Annotated in this window: 8 protein-coding genes; 3 read left to right on the top strand and 5 right to left on the bottom strand. The window is 71.4% G+C overall.

Going from position 1 to position 15,302, the window contains the following annotated elements; all coding sequences use genetic code 11:
- Positions 1-42: 42 nt before the first annotated feature.
- Entirely contained in the window at positions 43-699 is a 657-nt protein-coding gene (locus ACFVHV_RS00040) for a hypothetical protein (protein ID WP_380347670.1), read from the top strand.
- Between the two features lie 373 nt (positions 700-1,072).
- Here ACFVHV_RS00040 and ACFVHV_RS00035 read toward each other — a convergent pair whose 3' ends face one another.
- The 3 genes from ACFVHV_RS00035 to ACFVHV_RS00025 are packed head-to-tail and all read right to left on the bottom strand — an operon-like array spanning position 1,073 to position 4,172.
- The gene (locus tag ACFVHV_RS00035) at positions 1,073-1,477 is read right to left on the bottom strand and encodes a DUF6009 family protein (RefSeq protein ID WP_331768794.1); all 405 of its coding nucleotides are present in this window, start codon (positions 1,475-1,477) and stop codon (positions 1,073-1,075) included.
- Positions 1,474-3,084, bottom strand: a complete 1,611-nt coding sequence (locus tag ACFVHV_RS00030; RefSeq protein WP_359896726.1) for a phage/plasmid primase, P4 family — start codon at positions 3,082-3,084, stop codon at positions 1,474-1,476. Before ACFVHV_RS00030 ends, ACFVHV_RS00035 begins: the two co-directional genes overlap by 4 nt.
- Positions 3,081-4,172 (bottom strand): bifunctional DNA primase/polymerase, encoded by a 1,092-nt coding sequence (locus tag ACFVHV_RS00025; protein WP_380347667.1) that lies wholly within the window; start codon positions 4,170-4,172, stop codon positions 3,081-3,083. Before ACFVHV_RS00025 ends, ACFVHV_RS00030 begins: the two co-directional genes overlap by 4 nt.
- 1,457 nt (positions 4,173-5,629) lie before the next feature.
- On the opposite strand from ACFVHV_RS00025, the gene ACFVHV_RS00020 reads away from it, so the two are divergent.
- Complete coding sequence (locus ACFVHV_RS00020) at positions 5,630-10,237, top strand: sacsin N-terminal ATP-binding-like domain-containing protein (protein WP_380347665.1); 4,608 nt, start codon at positions 5,630-5,632, stop codon at positions 10,235-10,237.
- Between the two features lie 74 nt (positions 10,238-10,311).
- Here ACFVHV_RS00020 and ACFVHV_RS00015 read toward each other — a convergent pair whose 3' ends face one another.
- The gene (locus ACFVHV_RS00015; RefSeq protein WP_380347663.1) at positions 10,312-11,130 is read right to left on the bottom strand and encodes a DUF4253 domain-containing protein; all 819 of its coding nucleotides are present in this window, start codon (positions 11,128-11,130) and stop codon (positions 10,312-10,314) included.
- 646 nt (positions 11,131-11,776) lie between these two features.
- Positions 11,777-14,278: a hypothetical protein gene (locus ACFVHV_RS00010; RefSeq protein ID WP_380347661.1), complete on the bottom strand. Its 2,502-nt coding sequence runs from the start codon at positions 14,276-14,278 to the stop codon at positions 11,777-11,779.
- Positions 14,279-14,754: 476 nt separating this feature from the next.
- Between ACFVHV_RS00010 and ACFVHV_RS00005 the strand changes: the two genes are divergently transcribed.
- The gene (locus ACFVHV_RS00005) at positions 14,755-15,165 is read left to right on the top strand and encodes a hypothetical protein (RefSeq protein ID WP_380347660.1); all 411 of its coding nucleotides are present in this window, start codon (positions 14,755-14,757) and stop codon (positions 15,163-15,165) included.
- Positions 15,166-15,302 lie beyond the last annotated feature (137 nt).

Genomic DNA, 15,302 nt, shown 5'->3' with positions numbered 1-15,302 from the left:
TCGGGAGGCATCACGGGCAGGTGATGCGGCACACTTCGCCGGGTGATCGTGATACAGCCCGTCCTGGAGACCCGCGTCCCTGACGGCTTCGACCTCTGGCCCGTCGCCGAGGTCGGGCCAGGCGCCTTCCTGCCCCTCAGCGGCGGGCTCTTGCCCGCCGAAGTCGGGACGGCCGTGATGCGCATCGCCGGCTGCAACGACATCGACCCCGAGGACGGAACCGACAACGACCGCCCGCCCCGGCCTGCCGATCCACTTGGTTCTTTCCTCCACGGACTGCTGACCTTCGACACCCTTTTCGCAGCCGGCGGCCTGCGGGTCACCGACGACTCCACCGGCACCACGTTCCTGCCGGGCTGCTGCGACGGCCTGGAGGACTGGCGTACCTGGCACCAACTCGTCGACAAGGACGGCGTGCTCTGGTTCGGCCACGACCCCGTGTCACCGGTCGCGGAGCGCTTCGGCGACACCGTCCGGCTCACGGTCGACGCCGAGCAGAGCGACAGCCCCGTGATCGAACTGTCCGTCACCGAACTCCGCCGCCTGCTCGCCGATGCCGAACGCGACCTGGCCGGCTTCCTCACGCTGGCCACCGACTGGACCCACCGGCACCTACCGCCCGGCCACCGGGCTCCCGTCACCGCAGCCCTCGCCCGGGTCCTCGACCTGCCCGGGCCTGTCGTACCGCCGGAGCAGTAGAACCGCGGGCCGTTGCGTCGGCCATCGAGGATCGGGGCGCCGGTACGGTCGTCATACGTGCCGTGATGAGGGTGTTTGCGGCTCTGGCAGGATTTTTCGTAGGCGGAGATCATCCCGGGTCGATGGCAGGTCGGCCCGTGTGCCGACGGCGTAGGCGGGCGGTCAGTACGACTCGGTGACGCGGGAGCGGGACACCGGCACGGCCTCCCATAAGCCGAACTGCGGCCTCTCGCCGCGGGGAGCGGCTTCCCAGCACCTGCCCTCGTGGGCCGGCCGCCGAGTCCGATTCGCCGAGTTCCGCTTCGGTACATGACAGAGGGGCGGCTCGTTTCCGAGCCGCCCCTCTCCTGCCCCCGCGTCGCCGGGCCGGCCGTCAGGCCTTCGGAAGCGTTATCCCCAGTTCGAGCATGGCGGGGGAGGCCGGGCCGCCCTCGGAGCGCTCGGTCTTGTAGCCCTTGACGCCCGGGGCGACGGTGCGCGGGTCCACGGCCTCGGAGGGGGCGCCGGTGGTGTAGAGGCCCTCGGGGTCCTGGTCGCGGTCGTGCGGCAGGAGCCAGAAGACGCGGCGGCGGAAGGTGCCGGAGGCCCGCGAGGACTTGGCGTCGGGGCCGAGGATCGCGTAGCCGACCATGCGGCCGTCGCGGTGGTAGGCCGGGCGGCCGCGGCGGGTGGTGAGGCGGTCCAGCGACTGACGGACGTAGTCGAGGTCGGAGGTGTCCTCCAGCCAGACGAGGTCGGTTTCGTGGGCGAGCTCGGCCGGGTCGATCAGCGCGCTCACGCGTTGTGCTCCTCTGTGTCGTCGGTGATCAGGCCGATGCCCGGGTAGTACTTGCGGCTGTTGGACAGGACCATCTCCTTGGGAGATGTCATACCCAGTGTCTCTCGAACTCGTGCGGCGAAGGCACGCCCGGATACGGGATTGGCCCCCTCGAAGCCGCACCAACGGGTGTAGGCGCCGAAGAGCTGGGACTGTTCGGCACGCATGCCCTCGCCTGTGACGCACGCCTCCTTGAGGAAGCGGCCGACGTGGTCCTCGGTCTCGGCGTAGGCGGTGGTGGCGGTCTGGACGGCCTGGGGGCCGGCGAGGTCCTTCTCCCCGGCGAAGTAGCGGCGGGCGCCCTCGATGAGCCAGGCCAGGATCCCGGGTCCTTCCTCGGCGACGAGGACGTGGGCCAGGTTGTCGATCTTGCGCTCCTCGGGCACGACCCGTTCGAACGGGATCAGGCGCATGCGCCGCCAGAAGGCGAAGCCGCCGGTGCCGACCTCGGGGCGGTGGTTGCCGAGCAGCCAGAGCTTGTGGGTGGGCTCGAAGGAGAAGAAGTCCTGGCGCATCCGGCGGGCCTTGATCTTGTCACCGCCGGTGAGCAGCTTGACCCGGGCCTCGTCGAAGCGGTCGCCGGGCTTGAGCTCGGAGCAGACGATGATGCGGCGGCCGTGGAGCTCGGCGAGGTCGGTGGGGTGGCCGTCGAAGGTCTTGGCCATGAGGAAGCCGGGCGGGGCCGCGTCGGCGTAGTCGCCGAGGAGCTGGATCATGACGTCGAGCAGGACGGACTTGCCGTTCTTGCCCTGGCCGTAGAGGAAGGGCATGACCTGGGCGCCGACGTCGCCGCTGATGGAGTAGCCGAGCAGCAGGTGGAGGAAGTCGCGGGTCTGGCGGCCTTCCTTGTCGTCGCCGAAGGTGTCGGTCAGGAAGCGGTTCCAGCGCGGGGTGGGCATCCGGGCCGGGGCCAGGGTGGTGGAGCGCGAGTGGTGGTGGACCTTCGGGTCCGGCGGGACGATCGCGCCGGTGCGCAGGTCGACGACGCCGCCGGGGGTGCACAGGGCGTACGCGTCGGCGTCGAGGAGGGCCGCGTTGAGCACCATGCCGGGAGCGGACTTGGCCTGGGTGAGCATGGCGTTCATGCCGGAGGTGGACAGGGCCCGACGGCGGTGCCGGCGCAGGTCGGTGTTGGTGTAGAGGCCGCGTGAGTCGTGGGTGGCGATGCTCTCGGCCATCTCGCCGGCCGCCCACAGGACGGTGTCGTCCTCGTCGAGCTGCCAGCGGTGGGCGGACCACCGGTACCAGCCGAGGCCGGGGACGTGGCGGTAGTCGCTTCCGTAGAGGTGGACGAAGAGCTTGGCGTTGCCGCGGTCGGAGAGCGAGTCGGGCAGCAGGCCGTGCGCGGTCGCCTGCGGGCCTGCCGCGGAGGCCTGTGCGGGCTCCGGAGCCGCCTGCGGAACCACGGGGGCCGCTGTCGTCGGCGCCGGGTCGAGGAGGCTCTCCTGGACGGCGGTGCCGTGCCACGGGGGGTGGGCGGGGCCCGGGACGGGCGGGTAGTCCAGGATCTGTTGCGCCGTGGCCACGGGGTCGAAGACCGTCCTCTTGCGGCGGGTGCTGTCGGTCATCCGCGGACCTTCCCGATGTGGAGGGGCTGCCGGGTGCCGGCTGCCAGGCCGGAACGGATGACGGCGGAGTTGTGCCTGTCCTGGGCGGGACGGGCGGTGCGGGCCGCGTCGAGGAGGAGCTGCTCGGCGACGGCGTGGGTGAGGTGGCCGGCCGAGACCAGGCCTCCCACGGTGTAGGCGGCACGGTTGAGCTTGCCGGTGAAGCCGGCGCCCTCGGGGGTGTTGGCGCAGTCGGTGACGTCCTGGAGCACGGTGTCGAGCACCTTCTCCGCGCCTTTCTTGCCCCCGCCCGCGGCGACGACGGCCTGGCGGGCACGGTCGGGGACGGCCGGCTGAGGCACGCTCGGTCGGCCGGGCCGGTCCTGGAGGTGTCCGGTGCGGACGAGTTCCTCGGCGAGCCACTCGGGCAGTGGGGCAGGGGTCCTGGCTCCGGGGAGCGGGGTGTAGGTGCCTGCCGCGGTCGCGGTCCCGGGGGCGACGATGTAGCCTCCGTGCGCCCGGACGTCGACCTGCCAGGCCAGGGCGCGGCCCGCGGAGGATCCGGTGGAGCAGGCGAACCGGCGGTCGGCGTGGTCCTGGTACCAGATGTGCAGGCCCCCGGAGGGGGTGCGTACGCGCAGGGTGCCTTCGTCCGTGGTCGGGTCGGGAGCCCTGCGGAGGGCGGCCAGCAGGGCCAGGGTGTGGTACCCGTTCTCGAGCCCGTCGAGGTCGACGTCCTCGTGGATCGGGATCCCGGGCAGGATGCGGTCGCGGGCGGGGACGACGTCGGTGTGGCTGTCGACGTCGATGACCACCAGGCCGGCCGGGCCGCAGGCAACTGCGGTGCCGAAGTCCGGGTTGATCCGCCACCAGGCGGTGAGGACGTCCTGGTCCAGAGTCGCTGCGTGGAAGCCGTGGCACCAGCGGCCTGCGGCGGGGCAGGGGCAGGCGGTGGGGGAGTGGGGGGATTCCTGGCAGGGGCGGCAGTTGGCGGGCGGGGTCTTGCGTCCGGGGGCGAGCGGATGGACGGGCCATCCCTGGGCGGCACACCACCGGGCAACGGCCAGCGCATCCGGCTGGCGGCCCGCTCGGTCGCTCCCCACGGCCATCGGCGCCGTCACGCTGGTCCCTTCCCCTTGTTCGGTAGCTGCTCGGACTTCAGTCGCTCGTTCGGTCGCTGAGGGCAAAAAGCCAGGTCAGGGCACTGGCAGGACCCAGATCAGCGACTGAAGCGACCGAAGTTCAGAAGATAGCTCACACAGACTAGCCGAGCGGGGACGTGCGAACCGTTACTACGGGGGCTTGCGAACAAACTCAGCGACCGAGTCCTGGGGGAGCGACTGAGCCCGTTCAGTCGCTGCTTTGGTCGCTCCGACGTTTTCGCAGGTCAGGAGCGATTTCCACAGCAAACAGCGACTGAAGCGACTGTAGCCCGGGTCTATGACGCACACACGCACACGGGAATGTCTTCATATACCCAAGCTTGAGTCGCTTCGGTCGCTGATTGAGTGGGCAAATGGCCTCTGACCTGGTGTTTTGTGGAGCGACTGAAGCCCAGCGACCGAAAGCGACTGAGTCTCTCGGGGCGTTCTGCCCGGCGTGTCGTGCGTGTCAGGTCCGCCCGAAGCTCCGGGAGCGAGTCGCTTGGGTCGCTTCGGTAGCTCCAGCGACTCGCTGTGGGGGAGAACCCGAGAGACAGTCCCTCGTTCCAGGGAACAGCGGCAACCGTGGTCGACAGTCGCTTGGGTCGCTGTTCCGGGCCGCCTGGGCGTCAGGTGCTGGTCAGGCTGGGCGATCGGGGGCGTGCCCCGGTCAGCGACCGAGCGTCCCAGGCACTGAGTTGCTCGCGTACCCGGCGTCTTCTGAGGTGCCGACCAGGAGTGGCCAGCAGGCCGCCACCGTGGACATGACGGCTGTGGTGGCGGCAGCTCTCAAGGGTGACAGCGGCCGAGGGCAGGTTGACAGTCGCTTGGGTCGCTGCCCTCCGATGGGCGCCTTTTTGTGGGGGAAGAGCTCGGGCGCTCCTGGTTGACGGGATGGCGGGTAGCGACTGAGCGACCCAAGCGACTCAAGCACGGACTTGCTTGAGTCCTGGAGAAGCTTCAGCGACCGTCCGCCGCCCGGGGTGGGGCGTTCCGGTCCAGCGCTCGGGCCTGTCCAACCTCATGGCGACCTGTGTGCTCGGCTGCGACGCTCTGTTCGGCCGCCAGCCTCATCCTCCAGGCATGCTCGTGTGGGTGAGCCCGGACCCGTTCCGGAAGTGGGGCCGGTCAGCTGACCGCCGGTTGTCCGATACCGTGCGGTGTCGGACAACCGGACGGGCCCCGCAACGTCCTTGCAGCCACCACTGACACTGAGTGCTTTCCCCTACCTGTTTTCAGCCGGGGGTGCGTTCCTGGTCGCGGCCGGGCCGGCCACGACCCGACGACTTCCAGCTGGTCACGGCCGAGGTGGATGGCTCCACAGCCGTCAGCCATGTGACCGGATCCGGACGGTCGTGACTCGTACCGCCGATCGTATGCGGATCCTCTTTCCCAGGACCGTACTGGGGAAAAGGAGATGCAGCGTGACCAGGGGTGGGAACGACGACGAACTGGCCGAGGCCGTACGGGCCCTGCTGGCCGGGAAGTCCGATCCGGGTGTCGAGGCACGGACAGCGGAGGCGGCCGCCCGAGCCGTCCGGCTGCTGGACGAAGGCATCCGTGCGGTACCGGGGCTCTTCCGGCAGATGGCGGAGGGTGCTCAGGAAGGCGCGGAGACGCTCTCGTCGGACGGGCTGCAGGTCCTCTCCGAGATGGTCCAGAACGCCGACGACACCGGAGCCCGGGAGATCCGCTTCCACTGGCGGCCGACCGAGCTCCTGATCGCGCACAACGGCAACGGCCTGCGCCTGGCCGACATCCCGCGGCTCGGGCTGCCGTGGATCAGCGGCAAGCGCCTGGACTCCGCGAGCACCGGTCGGTTCGGCATCGGCCTGACGACGCTGCGGACGCTCTCGACCTCCTGGGAGGTGCACGGCCACCCGTACCACGTCGGATTCACCGACATCGCCCTGGCGCCGGCCGACCTCCCGCGCCTGCCCGCGGACATCTCGGGGCGGGAGTGGACAGTGTTCCGAATCCCGCTGGACCCCGGAGTCCTCTCGGCCGAGGAACTCCTCGCGTGGTTCGAGGACTGGCAGGACAGTTCCCTGCTCTTCCTGCGCCACCTCGGACAGGTCACGGTGATGGCCGGCGACCCGGACGACCCCGATGGCCCCGACGGCCCGGATACGACGAGAGTCCTGCGGCTGAGCTGGCAGGAGGTCACGACCCTGAGCCTGCCGGTCGACGGTGCGGAGCACGCCGTGCGTGTCCGAGAGGCCCGGACCACCGGGGGATCCCGCTGGCGCGTCTACGACACGCTGATCCCGCCCCGGCCCGGGTGGCACAGGCTGCACAAGAAGCTCGGAGAGACCGTGCCGGTGGCCGTGGCGCTGCCGATGGACGAAGCGGCGACGGGGTGCGTCCACGCGGGGTTGCCAGTGGCTCCGCTCGACGTCCCGGCCCGGGTGCACTCGCAGTTCGACCCGATCGTCAGCCGTGAGGGTTTCGCCGCGAGCGCGTTGAACTCGGCACTGGTCCCGGTCGTCGCCGACCTGTGGCAGGCCGCGGTACTCGATGTGCTCGGACGGGTGGAGCCGTCGGCCTGGCACCTGCTGCCTCTGACCGGGACGTCCGCCCATGGCAAGGCCGGGCTCCCCGACCGCCTCGTCAGCGCATTCCTGGAGCGTGCCAGGGAGGAGGTGGCCGCCGCGCTCACACTGCCGGTGCCGGACGGGACGGCCGTCCCGCTCGCCGACCTCGCGGTCGAGGCGGAGGAGCTCACCGGAGTGATCTCGGAGCGGGACACCGCACGGCTCGCGGAGCTGGAGCACTGCTTCCCGGTTGCCGCACGCGACCAGGACGGCCGGTGGCGCGAGGTGCTTTCCGACTGGAGGACCGCCGGTGCGGTGGAGCTCCCGGACGAGGTCGACGTCTCGGATGCGGTCGGACTGCTCAAGCGGCCCGCCTACGACATCGACCGTACGGTCCGCCTCACCGCCGTTGCCCTCCGCGCCGGCCTGGAGTTCACGATGCGCTTCCGCGCGTGCCTGGCCACGGCTGACGGTCAGCGGCTCGCACCGTACGAGCACCTGTTCGCCGATCGTCGGGGAACAGGGCTGCTGGATCCGTTGGGCGTCCTCCGGGACCTGCATCCCGCCTACTGGACCGACGACGACGCGGCCCGGCGGGTCACCGACTGGCTCCGCAGGAGCGGCTACCTGGTCCGCCGTGACGACACCGCGGCCGTCCTGCGCCGCATCGCGCGCCTGGGCGCCACCGGCGGCCGCCTGCCCGCCACCGACATCTCCGCGACCGACCGGCTGGTCCTGCTCCAACGGGCCCTGGCCGAACTCCCGGCCGCGGAGCGCGAGCGGCTGGGCCCGGGCGTCGGCCGGACCGTGCGGCTCGACGCGTACGAGTACGGGGCGACCGGTGAAGAGAAGGCCTGTCAGGCGGCGCCCGACCGGCTCTACCTCCCCCGGTCGTTGGAGAGCGCAGGAAGCGACCGGTTCGCGACCGCCGCGCACAGGACCCCGGGGCTCCTCTGGGCGCATCGCTCCTACGCCAAGACGCTTCTGCCCGTCTCGCGGAGCGGTGGTCTGAGTCCCACGGCCTTCCTCCGTCTGCTGGGCGTGGCGGACACTCCCCGGCTCGCCCCGGTCGTGCTGGGGGTGAAGAAGTACGACCGGTCCCGCGACACGAGGGCAGGACTGCCCCAAGACCATTGGCTGTCCTCCCGGACACGCACCCAAGCGGTGCGGCGGCTCAGGGCCACGCACACCCTGGAGGACAGGGCCTCGCAGGACCTCGAACGGGTCGTCAAGGACATCACTGCGGAGCGCAACGTCGAGGAGCGGCGGCGGCGTACGGCCGCGCTGCTCCATTCCCTGGCCAAGCTGATCACCGGCCCCGAGGCGACGGTCGAGGCCGCCACGGCCTATCACGGCTGGACCGTGAAAGGCTCCGTTCCCGCGCTGTGGGTCTGGAACCTGCGCGACAGCGCATGGCTGGAGGACGAGAAGGGCAACCTGTGCCGCCCCGGCCACCTCCAGTTGCGCACCCCCGACGCCGAAGCGCTCTACGGACAGGACGAGCCGAACTACGTGCACGCGGAGCTCCAGCACGTGATGGCCAACCGTGCCGACGTGCTCGCGGCCCTGGGAGTGGTCGGCGACCCCGACGTCCCCCAGCTGATCGACCGCCTCCGGCGGCTGCGCAAGCGGCCGTTGGGCACCGGAGACACGGCGGAGGCCCTGCGAACCGAGGTCTACCTGGTCTACCGCGCGCTCGCCAGGCGGCTGACGGAACGCACGGGCGACACCCCTCGTGCGCAGGTCGAGAAGCGGGTGACGGCGGTGCTGCGGGGCGATGACGCCCTCGTCCTCACCGACCTCGGCTGGCGCCGTCCCGAGGACTGCTTCCGGGGCACCGCCATCCTGTACGGCCTGCGCGCCTTCGTCCCGCCCGGCCCTGAGCTGCTGCCGCTCTGGCAGGTCCTGGGGATCGGGGAGCCGGGGCCCGAGGACCTGGTCGAGGCCCTCAAGGAGCTCGCCGCCGGCGGATCCCCGACGGGAGGGGACGGGGAGCGGCTGATGCTGGAGGCGCTGCGGTCGCTGAACAGGCTGGTCAGCAACACGGGTGCCAGCATCGCGCCGGGCCTGAGGGAGAAGCTGCGCTGGCTGCCGCTGTGGACCAGCGCCGGGTGGATCAAACAGCAGAACTCGGTCTACGCCGTGGCTGCCCACCGGTCGGTCGAACTGGCTCTGGCCGATCGTGTCCCGATCTGGCGGCCGGGCGGCGACGCGGAGCAGTTCGCCGGTCTGATGGGCCCGCTCGGCGTGCAGCAGTTGGACATGGCCTCGGCCGAGGCCGTCGAACCCGACACGGCGGTCCCCGATTCCGGCCTCACCGAGAGCTTCCGACGGGCCGTCACCGCTCTGCAGGACCGCCTGGTCCGGGACGAGCCGGCGGCCGCCGAGTCCTTCACGGGCTGGGCGTGGCTCGCGGGCCTGGAGGTGCGCGTCCTGCCGGGTCTGCGCGTCCGGGCGGACCCGGGCAAGGACCGCGAGCCGCTGGAGATCCCCATCGGCGCGCACATCGACCGGTCGGCCAAAGCCCTGTTCCTCTCCACCCCGGCCGAACTGTTCTCCCGACTGGGCACCGGCGCCGCGTTGGCCTGCCATTTCGCGGGCTCCCGCAGCCTGGTGGCCCGCCACTGGCGGGACTTCTGGGAGGAGGACGCCGTCACCACCGGTCACGCCGTACCCCTCACCTCGGCCGGCCAGCGGGACTTCGAGGAACAACGGCGCCGGGACGAACTGCTGCGCGACCGTTCCCTGCAGGCCGCACAGGCGCCGACGCCCGCGAAGCCGGCGAGGCCGGGGCGCCATACCTCGCCGAAGTCCGCCGCACCGGTGCCCGCGCCCCGGCCCGCCCCCGACGGCAAGGCGGCGACGACACCCAAGGCAGCAATTCCGAAGCCGCGCAACGCCGTCGTGCCCGAGCCACCGCGGCTGGTCGACCTCGACCGGCTCGGCCGGCCCACGGTCCGCCGGACCGGGCCGGCCCCCAGCACCACGGGGGGACCGGTCCCGACCCAGGCGCAGCGTCCGTCCCGCACCCGGGCCGGCGGCCTGTCGACCCCCAGGCCGGGCGGTGCTGTGCCCCGCGAGCAGTCCGCTCGGCACGGATTCCAGGACAGCAGCTCCAAGGAGGCCCTGGTCATCCGAACCCTCGCCGCCGTCCTCGGGGAGGACGCGGACAATCTCGACCAGCGCGGAAAGCTGAACGTCGGAGCCGACGCGGTCGACAGCGCCGGCCGCTACTACGAGATCAAGGCACACGGCGGCGCCCGGCCGAGCGACGTCACCCTCACCGCCGCGGAGTACAACCGAGCCCGGGAGCAGGGAGAGAACTACATCCTGCTCGTCGCCGAACACCTCAACGAGGACAGCGGAGGGGAACCGGTCCTGACCCAGATCAGCGACCCGCTGGCCAAGCTCGACCTGGAGCCCCTGTCGGACGTCCGGCTCAAGGGCCTGCGCGGAGCCGACTTGGAGACCGTCGTGTGGGAGTGGCCGACGACCTGACCCGGACGGGGTGCGCGTTCTTGACGTGGGAAGGCGGAAGTCCCGTACGTGTCGGAGTCGGCGCGTACGGGGCGTCAGTCCCACCAGAAGGACCAGACGTGGGAGCGGACCTGCCCGTCGCCGGCCTTCTCCAGGTCCTGGATGTCGTCGAAGGCGTAGGCGTGCTGCTCGATGGCGACCCGGGCCGCGGTGAGCCGGTCGCTCGGCGGGTGGGTGACCAGTAGTTCGAGGCAGGAGCTGCCCGCGTAGTAGAGCTCGGCACCGAATCGCTCGTACCAGCTGCGCAGCACCGCGACGTGCCAGGCGGGCAGGAGTTGGCGGTGGTCGTCCCCGAGGGGGGAGAAGTTCCAGTTCGGTGTCTCGAAGGCCTTGGGCAGGAGCGCCGGCACCTCGTAGCCGTGGCGGGCTTGGACGAAGCAGATCGAGACGTTGCCGGAGCCGGAGTGGAACCGGCCGGGGCGGGTATGCGGGTCGGCTTCGGGGTGCTCGGTGAGGTCTGCGGCGAGGGTCTCCTCGAACAAGTCGGACGGGAGGGCCATGGGCGGGCCCTCCCAGTCGGCGAGGTTCCACTCCCGGGCGGCCGAGACCAGTTCCTGGACCACCTCCTCCGGGTCCTGGGCGAGGGCGCGGGCGAGGCCTTCCGGGCCGCCGCCGGACCAGGGGCCGCCGATCGCCTCCCGGGCCGCGAAGTCACTGCTCCACAGCGGTGAGACGAAGGGGTACCACCCGGTCCGGGTGTGCTCGCGATGGTGGTGCAGCCAGGTCTCGTAGGCCTGTGCCTTGGGGACACGGATCTCCAGGACGGTGACCGAGTCGCCGACCGTGGCGCTGTGCACCTCTGCCTGGAGGCGTTCGGTCATGGCCTGCTCGGACAGGGCGCGGAGGTGGTTCATGGGTTCCTTGCAGCAGGATCGGACGGCGGCCCGGAACGGGGATGCCGTTCCGGACCGCCGCGAGGAACTGGGTGGTCATCGGAGGGTGATTGTTGTCCGGTAGCCGTCGTCGATGGGGTGGACCTGCGAGAGGTTTACGGTCCCCTTGCCAGGGGTCTTGAGCCATCCGTTGACCTTGTTCTTCGCCTCTCGCTCTGTGATGTTGGGGGTCAAGAACATGATGTGGACGGAATCGGCTCCCTGCGTGTTGGCCTTTGAGAGGGCGCCGTTGATTCGGTTTGCAGCGGGTCGACGCTGAGGAAGCGGTGGTGGAAGCGGCGTACTCGCGGGCGCCGAGATGGGTGAAGCCGGTGGTGGTGTCACTCTCGAGCGGCTGGGGCCGTCCCACTCGGAAGGAGGACGGGAATCGGATTTTCCGCGGAAAATCCGATTCCCGTCCTCGCGTGAGAGCCGGGCTCGACCTGTGGCATCTGATGGAGATCGGCCACCTGTTCGGCCTCGCAGGAGCGGAACCGGGAGCACTGCGGCGGACCTTTGCCGGCACCGGGCTGAGCAGTTGATCGGGTGTACCCGTCCGGTGGGTGACCGGTGACGCGACGTGCGACCGGATCGGGCTGTTGATGATTTTCGCGGCTGGGGGACGTCTTCAGCAGCCAGAGCCAACGGTGAGGGACGTCAGGCGACCGTCCGCCTCCATGGAGAGGCCCTCCAGACGGACTGGGCCGTCGTGCTGCCCGCAGAGAACACTGATCGACGCGGCGACCTCATCGATGGCCGCCTTGCCTTCGGCTGCGCGATCCACGGCTAGGAGCAGCTGGCCGAGGTTGAGTGACGCCACGATCCGATGGCGTGGATCGACGTCCGCCGGCAGCAGCGCAAGGCACTCCTGCCGGGCGGCGACGGCCTCGTCCGCCCGTCCCAGGGACCTGAGGACGACGCAGAGGTTGCTCAACTCGACGTTCTCGGCGGCGAAGTCCCCGCGCTCACGCGCCACGTGCACGGCCCTGCCCATCACCTCGGCCGCCTGGTCCAGCGCTCCCGACTGGCACAGGGAGACGGCCAGCGAATGCAGGACCCGGCCCTCGTTCGCCAAGTCGTCGGCCGCGCGGTAGAGGGTCGCCGCCTCGCGGGTCGCTTCGGCCGCATCCTCGAAGCGGTCGACCTTGCGGTAGACGTTTCCCAGGATGGCCAGCGTGTTCGCCAGGTCGCGGTCGGCCTCCAGTTTCCGCGTCAGGCCGGCCGACTCCTCGAGGGCGTCGACAGCCTTGCTGAGCTCCCCGGCGGCCCGATGGCTCAGCCCGAGGGCGGACAGTGACCTGGCAAGGTCGCGCGGATACCCGAACTCGCGGAACAATGCGGTGGCCGCCCGATGGTACTCGGCCGACTGCTTTGGCTCCTCACCACGGAGCGCGTCTCCCAAGCAGTCCAGGCCTACTGCCTCGCTCCGGCGGTCGCCGGTCCGCCGGGCGATGTCCACGATCTCGTGGTAAACGGCGCTGGCCTCCGAGGCCATCCCTAGGTGGAGCCGGGCGTTGCCGAGGCCGATCAGTGCTGCGATCTCCGCGGACGCGTCGGCGTTCACTCGGGCCATCGTCGCGACCGCCTGCAGGACCGTTACTGCCTCCCGGTCCCGACCGGTTGTCAGCAGCATGTGGCCGAAGGTGTTGATCGCGTTGACCTTGGCGTCCCAGGGGAGGTCGCGCTGCATCGCCATCTGTACGGCATGCATCGCGAGGAGTTCGAGGTCTGCGAACCTCCGCCGCTGGGAAAGGTGCTCCGCCAGGGCTGACGTGAGGGTGATCCCCCGTGGATCGCCGTGGCGGAGGGCCAGCCTCGTCGCGGAGACCAGGTTCTCCCGCTCTGCGTCGAGCCATGCGCGGGCTTCCGACGGTCGGGCGAACCGACTCGCTTCGACGGAACAGACGTTGGGGGCCGTGACGCTGATCGCCTGCATAACCTGATCGGTGAAGTGTGCCACCAGGCGCGCCAGTGCGGCCGGACGCGCGTCTGCGGCCGTAGCCTCGTCCCCCTTGCCGTGCGCGTACAACCGCACCAGATCGTGCATGTGCCAACGCCCGTACACCGTGCTCGGCTCGATTAGGTGGGCCCGGCCAAGGGCTTCAAGGCGATGCCGCGTCTCGCGCTCTGGCCGGTCGGCGAGGACGGCGGCCGTCGACACCGAGAAGTCCGGCCCGGGGTTGGCCGCGACGTGCCGCAGCAGCTCCGCCTGCTCCGCATCGAGGTGCTGGTAGGAGAGTTCGAGGGCGGTCCGGACGCTCACACCCTCGCGCGCGAGTTCGTCGAGCCGGGCGCGGGTGTCCCGCAGTTCCTCCGCCAGCGAGGTGAGCGAGCGACGGGGCTGGTCGGCCAGCAGCGACGCCGCGATGCGCAGTGCGAGCGGAAGGTGTCCGCACAACTCGGCGACCTCCAGCGCGGACTCGCCCTCGTCGTTCACGCGGGACTCGGTGGCGCCCCGGGCAATCGTCAGCGACCGGCGCAGCAGGCCGACCGAGTCCTCCTCGGGGAGTACGCCCAGCTCCACGATCCGCGCGTCGAGCCCGCCGAGCGTGTGCCGGGAGGTCAGCAGCGCCGCCCCTGCATCGGGTGGTGGCAGCAGCCGTACCACCTGACTGGCTGCGGAGGCGTTGTCGATCACGACCAGCAGGTGGTCCCCGTGCCGGGCGAGCCCGGTAAGGATCGACCGGTACAGCCGTGTTCGGGCGTCGACGTCCGGGGGGACGTGCTCGGCCGGCACGCCGAGGGAGCGGAGGAATCCGTCCAGCGCCCGCTCCGGTGACACCAGCCGCCGCTCGTCGTACCCGGCGAGGTCGACGAACAGCACTCCGCCGGAGAACCACCCACGGGATGTCGCCGATGCAACCGCGTGCAGCGCGAGTTCCGTCTTCCCGACCCCCGCGAGCCCAGCGACGAGGACGGCGGACGGCCCTGCCAGCGCGTCGAGGACGACGGCAGTTTCCTCCTCCCGCCCGATGAACGCCCGGGTGGCGGCGGGGACCCCGCTCAGCGCCACGGGCGGGGCCGCCGGAACCGACAGTGTGACGTCTCGGCCCTGGACGACCGTCCCGTGGAACGTTCCGCCCGTCACCCGGTTGTGCGTCTCCACTTGCTCCGGCACCTCGTAAACCACGCCCTGCCCCCTTTCGCGCGTCTTTGAGCAGACTAACGGGAGGTGGCAGGGCTTCCGTGCTCGGTGGTTGTCGACCCCGTCTGTGCGTGGGTGACCCCGAAGTGGCGTTCCAGATGGGCCAGACCATCAAATCGGCCCCGCCCGCGGGGGGTGACCCCCAGGCCTTGACCTCTTGCGAGGTGTGCCTCTCATCAGCCCAGCCTGCGCGGAGGCGACCCGGAACACTGGCAGTTCGTCACCGGGTCCGAAGGTGACCGCCTGCCCCTGTGCGGTGCGCGGGCGGCACTGCAGAGGCGCCCCACTGATGGAGAGCACCGTGCGGCCCCCGCCGGACCGTGACCCCGGCCCCGGCCGGTCCGCTCCGCTCCGCCGCCCGAACTTCCCCATGCGGCTGCGCCGTCGCCTACAGTGAGAGCTTCTTGCGGACGGGACCGGGTGACGGCACGAGCGGGGAGGGGGCCGGAGTGGAGCGACGCGTGCGTCGGACCGCGGCGGCCGCGCTGTCCTGGGCGTTCCTCGCGGCCTGGGCCGTCTGCCAGGTCCTCCTCGGCACGGCGACGGGCGCGGCGCAGCCGGCCCTCGGTGCGCCGCCCGCCGTCGCCGCCCCGGCCGCCCCGGCCGCTGTACGGCTCGGTCCGGCGGGCGCGGAGGTCCGGCGCTCCGCGGACCGCACCGGCTCCGATGTCGTCCAGCGGCAGTCGGCCGCCGCCGAGCCCGGTGTCCGGCTGCCCGCGCTCCCGCCGGCCGTGCTTCCGGTCGCCCGGACGGACGCCCCCCGGTTCCGGCCCGGGGTGTACGCCGCGGGTCCGCGCCAGGAGCGGGCGCCGCCGTCCGACCGCTACGACCCCCGCCACACCCGCGGTCCCCCCTCCACCCGGTCCAGCTGACGTCCCATCGCGCCCGCCGACCCGGGTGCCGCGGCCTGCCCGCGGCCCGGACGGGAGGGCTCCGGCCACCGTGCCCGGAGCGTTCCCGGCGGCGCGCCGTCCCCTCGCGTCCGCCCGTCCCGGGTGCGGCGTCCCCC

It is taken from the genome of Kitasatospora sp. NPDC127116 (assembly GCF_042677365.1).
Classification (GTDB): domain Bacteria; phylum Actinomycetota; class Actinomycetes; order Streptomycetales; family Streptomycetaceae; genus Kitasatospora; species Kitasatospora lactacystinica.
The sequence above is the reverse complement of the archived record's forward strand: the minus strand, read 5'-3'. Positions and strand labels throughout refer to the sequence as shown.

Excerpts from the sequence above, each read along its gene's own strand:
- ACFVHV_RS00030 (WP_359896726.1), bottom strand. The coding sequence starts at position 3,084 with ATGACCGACAGCACCCGCCGCAAGAGGACGGTCTTCGACCCCGTGGCC.
- ACFVHV_RS00015 (WP_380347663.1), bottom strand. The coding sequence starts at position 11,130 with ATGAACCACCTCCGCGCCCTGTCCGAGCAGGCCATGACCGAACGCCTC.
- ACFVHV_RS00025 (WP_380347667.1), bottom strand. The coding sequence starts at position 4,172 with ATGGCCGTGGGGAGCGACCGAGCGGGCCGCCAGCCGGATGCGCTGGCC.